This window comes from Candidatus Planktophila sp. (assembly GCF_040402275.1).
Taxonomy (GTDB): domain Bacteria; phylum Actinomycetota; class Actinomycetes; order Nanopelagicales; family Nanopelagicaceae; genus Planktophila.
Genome location: NZ_JBBAMW010000034.1, coordinates 1,545 through 5,988, shown reverse-complemented (window position 1 = coordinate 5,988; position 4,444 = coordinate 1,545). Strand labels below are relative to the sequence as shown.

At 47.7% G+C, this 4,444-nt stretch carries 7 protein-coding genes; all 7 read left to right on the top strand.

Features of this window, described 5'->3' with window-relative positions; genetic code table 11:
* The coding region (ygfZ, locus tag AC9UEY_RS05550; RefSeq protein WP_509538908.1) for a CAF17-like 4Fe-4S cluster assembly/insertion protein YgfZ at positions 1-333 on the top strand (333 nt) is incomplete at its 5' end.
* Positions 334-349: 16 nt separating this feature from the next.
* On the top strand, positions 350-478 hold the full coding sequence (locus AC9UEY_RS05545; RefSeq protein ID WP_509538905.1) for a hypothetical protein: 129 nt from the start codon (positions 350-352) through the stop codon (positions 476-478).
* On the top strand, positions 478-978 hold the full coding sequence (locus AC9UEY_RS05540) for a heme-binding beta-barrel domain-containing protein (RefSeq protein ID WP_509538902.1): 501 nt from the start codon (positions 478-480) through the stop codon (positions 976-978). Before AC9UEY_RS05545 ends, AC9UEY_RS05540 begins: the two co-directional genes overlap by 1 nt.
* Before the next feature lie 15 nt (positions 979-993).
* Positions 994-1,905, top strand: a complete 912-nt coding sequence (locus AC9UEY_RS05535) for an asparaginase (RefSeq protein WP_509538899.1) — start codon at positions 994-996, stop codon at positions 1,903-1,905.
* Positions 1,906-1,925: 20 nt separating this feature from the next.
* Positions 1,926-3,173, top strand: a complete 1,248-nt coding sequence (gene mshA / locus AC9UEY_RS05530; protein ID WP_509538896.1) for a D-inositol-3-phosphate glycosyltransferase — start codon at positions 1,926-1,928, stop codon at positions 3,171-3,173.
* On the top strand, positions 3,174-3,656 hold the full coding sequence (locus AC9UEY_RS05525; RefSeq protein WP_509538893.1) for a type III secretion system chaperone family protein: 483 nt from the start codon (positions 3,174-3,176) through the stop codon (positions 3,654-3,656).
* A gap of 9 nt (positions 3,657-3,665) precedes the next feature.
* Complete coding sequence (locus AC9UEY_RS05520; protein ID WP_509538890.1) at positions 3,666-4,409, top strand: phosphoglyceromutase; 744 nt, start codon at positions 3,666-3,668, stop codon at positions 4,407-4,409.
* The last annotated feature ends 35 nt before the right edge of the window (positions 4,410-4,444 follow it).

Below are 4,444 nucleotides of genomic sequence, written 5' to 3'. Positions count from 1 at the left end.
CACAAATCAATTCCTAATGAGCTTGGCGTTTTAAATGGCGCAGTTCATATGAAAAAGGGTTGCTATAGAGGCCAAGAGACTGTGGCAAAGATCTATAACTTAGGTAATCCACCGCGCAGATTAGTCATGCTCCACCTTGATGGCAGCGATGTTGGTTTTCCGGCTGTTGGCACCAAGATTGAAAATGATGAAATAGTTGTTGGGTTTGTCGGCACAGTTGCTCGTCACCATGAATTAGGAACAATTGCATTGGCAGTTGTTAAAAGAAATACGCCAATAGAAGCAACGCTAATGGTTGGTGGAGTGCCGGCGGCGCAGCAGGTAATTGTTTAACCGCTATTCTTAAGCCATGGAGCTGTTCACATCAATAATCCTTGGCCTTGTTGCCATCGCATTAGGTGTGGTGCTCATTGTTTATGCATTTAAAGGTCGCCAATCACAAGCAAGGCGCATCACTAACTGGAGGCAACGTCCCTAATGGTTTTCACAATCCCTGAAGGTTTGCATCCAGACTTAAATCCATTGGCATGGATGGTCGGCACTTGGCGCGGCAAGGGCCGCGGTGAGTACCCAACGATTCCAGCCTTTGAGTACGCACAAGAGGTTGTCTTTAACCATGATGGTCGCAACTTTCTTAACTATTTTTCTCGCTCATGGATTATTGATGCTGAAGGTGAAATTGTCAGACCAGCTGCATCTGAGGTTGGTTTCTGGCGCGTTAAGCCCAACAATGTTTTAGAGGTTGTAATTTCTCACAACACCGGCATTACTGAAGGTTGGGTTGGAACATTTGATGGTCCAAAGATTCAGTTAGTAATGGATCAAGGCTATTCAGCGCCTTCTGCCAAGATTGTTACAGCAGGTGTGCGTTTGTATGGGTTGGTAGCTGGAGAACTCTTCTATGCCTATGACATGGCTGCAGAAGGCCATGAACTACAAGCCCACATCTGGTCCTCACTAGAGCGTCAATCAGATTAAATGCCGGGCGAGTTAATGCTGGGCGAGGTATTAGCTGAAGTCACGCGCAGTGATGTTGTTGAATCTATTCATGCAGGACACATGGTGTTGCTCAACGCTGATGGCTCCATCCTTTTTCAAAAAGGTGATCCCACACTAGATATTTACTCACGCTCATCTCTTAAATCAATTCAGGCATCTGCGATGGTGCGTGCTGGTTTAGATATTGAGCCACGGTTGTTGGCGCTGGTGTGTGCATCCCATGCAGGTACTGCGATGCACCAACAAGGAGCCCAAGCTATTTTGGCAAAGGCAGGTCTTGATGAGCACTCATTGCAATGCATTTTAGATCGCCCATTAGATGAAGAACTTCGTAGAACAGCAGAGCCAACCCGTCTTGCCATGAACTGCAGCGGAAAGCATGCAGGAATGCTTGCCACCTGCGTTGTTAATGGCTGGCCTATAGATTCTTATTTAGATCCAGCACATCCTTTGCAACTTGCGATTAGGGCCGAAGTAGAAGCCATGAGCGGTGAAAAAGTAGCCGGTGTCAGTGTTGATGGCTGCGGTGCTCCGCTGTTTTTGTTTTCACTGTTAGGTCTTGCTCGCGCAATTCGTACCTTAACAATTAGCACAGATCCTGTGCACCAAGAGGTTGCACAAGCTTGTCGTGATTATCCTGAAATGGTTTCTGGTCCTGGTCGTCTTGCAACACGGATGATGCAAAACATCCCTGGGTTGTTTATGAAAGATGGAGCAGAGGCGGTCAATGTTGCTTCCCTTGCAGATGGGCGAACATTGGCAATCAAGATCAGTGATGGCAATGCACGTGCTATGCCGGCAATTACTGCTGCAGCTTTTGCCAAATTTGGTATTGATGCGCGGGAAGTGCCTGTTAATACATTGGGTGCAGGCCTGCCAGTGGGCACCATTCGCGCAACGCTCTAGGGGCGCGTACCCTTACACACATGAGCGGGCGCATTGCAGTATTGATGGTGCACACATCACCCCTGGAACAACCAGGTATTGGTGATGCAGGTGGCATGAATATCTATGTTGTCGAATCTGCCCAACGTATGGCTGCCATGGGTGTTTCAGTCGACATCTTTACCCGCCGCACACATGCAAGTGAAACTGAGACTGTTGAGATTTCACCAGGAGTGCGCGTGCGCTACTTTGAATGCGGGCACGGCACACTGACCAAAGAACAATTGCCTGCACACATCTCTGGATTATCTAAAGAGTTTTTGCGTCTTTTAAAGGATGAAAAGTACGATGCAATTCATTCTCACTACTGGATCTCAGGAAAAGTTGCGATGCCAGCGGCTAAAGAGCTTGGTATTCCGCTAGTTCACACCATGCACACCATGGCTCGTGTGAAGAACTTGAATTTGGCTGAAGGAGAAACCCCAGAGCCAATGATTCGCGTGCAGGGTGAAACACAGGTTGTTGCAGCAGCAAACGCACTGGTTGCAAATACAGATGCAGAAGCTGCAAGCCTGGTCTCTCTTTATGATGCCTGTCCTGACATCGTCCATGTTGTGAGTCCAGGTGTGGACCTCTACACATTCACACCAGGCCAAGGGCGAAGCGCAGCACGTGAGTTTGTTGGATTGCCAAAGGATGCACTAGTTGTTTCCTTTGTTGGTCGCATCCAGCCACATAAGGGCCCTGAAGTATTAATCCGTGCAACCAGTGAATTAGTAAAGCACTCACCGCTGCTTCGTCATAAGTTGATAGTCAATATTATTGGCGGTGCATCTGGTGCTAACACTGAAGAGGTAGATCGCTTAAAAGAGCTTGCAACATGGCTAGCAATCGATGATGTTGTTCGTTTTTCTCCTCCTGTGCCACGCGCAGATTTAGCGCAGTGGTATCGCGCAGCAGATTTAGTGGTTGTGCCTAGCTATAGCGAAAGCTTTGGTTTAGTGGCACTTGAATCACAAGCATGTGGCACACCAGTTGTTGCAACAGCTGTTGGTGGCCTTCGCACAGCAGTTGCTGACGGTATTTCAGGTGTTTTAGTTGATGGACATGATCCAAAGGCGTGGTCTTCAGTTATCGTGCGTTTGCTGCAAGAGCCACAGCGCCGCGTGCTTTTATCGATGGGTGCCATTGAGCACGCTTCACACTTTGGTTGGGATGCAACAGCTCGTGGCACGCTAGATATTTACGATCAAGTTATTACCCAGTCTCGCAAATCACTGGAAGCGTAAATGGCTGCGATCGACCCCCGCATCACCATTGAAGAGTTTTTAGATTCTCATGATCTTGAATATGAGCGCAAAGATGCCAATACCTTTTTAGTGTCATTGCCAGGTGAAAAGAAGCTGCAGACACATTGCGCACTCATTGTTGGGGATCACTCTTTAAGTATTAACGCCTTTGTTATTCGCAAACCTGATGATAATGCGGCAGGCGTGCACGCCTATTGCATGTTAAAAAATGCTGGCATGTATGGGATTGCATTTGCAACCAATGAATTGGGAGATATTTTTTTAGTAGGTCGCTTGCCACTCTTTGCTGTCACAGATCGCGAACTAGATCGTTTAGTGGGATCTGTCTTGCAATACAGCGATAGCTCCTTTAATCCACTGCTAGAACTTGGCTTTGCTAACGCGATCCGACGTGAGTGGGCTTGGCGAGTTTCACGCGGAGAATCCTTGTCCAATTTAGATGCTTTCAAGCATTTGGTTTAGACTGTAACCATGACTAACTTCGAACTTGTCTTGCTGCGCCACGGTGAATCCGAATGGAATGCCAAGAACCTTTTCACAGGATGGGTCGATGTTCGACTTTCAGACAAAGGTGAAGCAGAGGCACGTCGCGGTGGCGTGATGTTGGCAGAGCGCGGATTACTGCCAGATGTTCTTCACACCTCATTGCTCCGCCGTGCTATTCACACATCGCAGTTAGCCCTAGATGCCTGTGATCGTCACTGGATTCCAGTGCAGCGCTCATGGCGTTTAAATGAACGCCACTATGGAGCGTTGCAAGGCAAGGACAAAGCACAGACCTTGGCCGAGTACGGCGAAGAACAGTTCCAGTTATGGCGCAGAAGCTTTGATGTGCCACCACCACCGATTGATGACGCAGATCCATATAGCCAGGCACATGATGCTCGTTATGCGGGTATTAGTGCACCAAAGAGTGAGTGCTTAAAAGATGTTATTGACCGCATGCTTCCTTACTGGGATGAGGCGATCGTGCCAGATCTAAAGGCTGGCAAGCGAGTTCTTGTGACAGCCCACGGCAATTCATTGCGTGCATTGGTTAAGCATCTAGATGGCATTAGCGATGCTGATATTGCTGGATTAAATATCCCAACCGGCATTCCTTTGTATTACAAACTGGATGCAAACTTTAAGCCAGTTATTAAAGGCGGAGAGTATCTAGATCCTGCAGCAGCTAAGGATGCAATTGCAGCTGTTGCTAATCAGGGTAAGAAGTAGCTAGTTAGTTAAAGATTTTATTTAGTAGGCGTAGG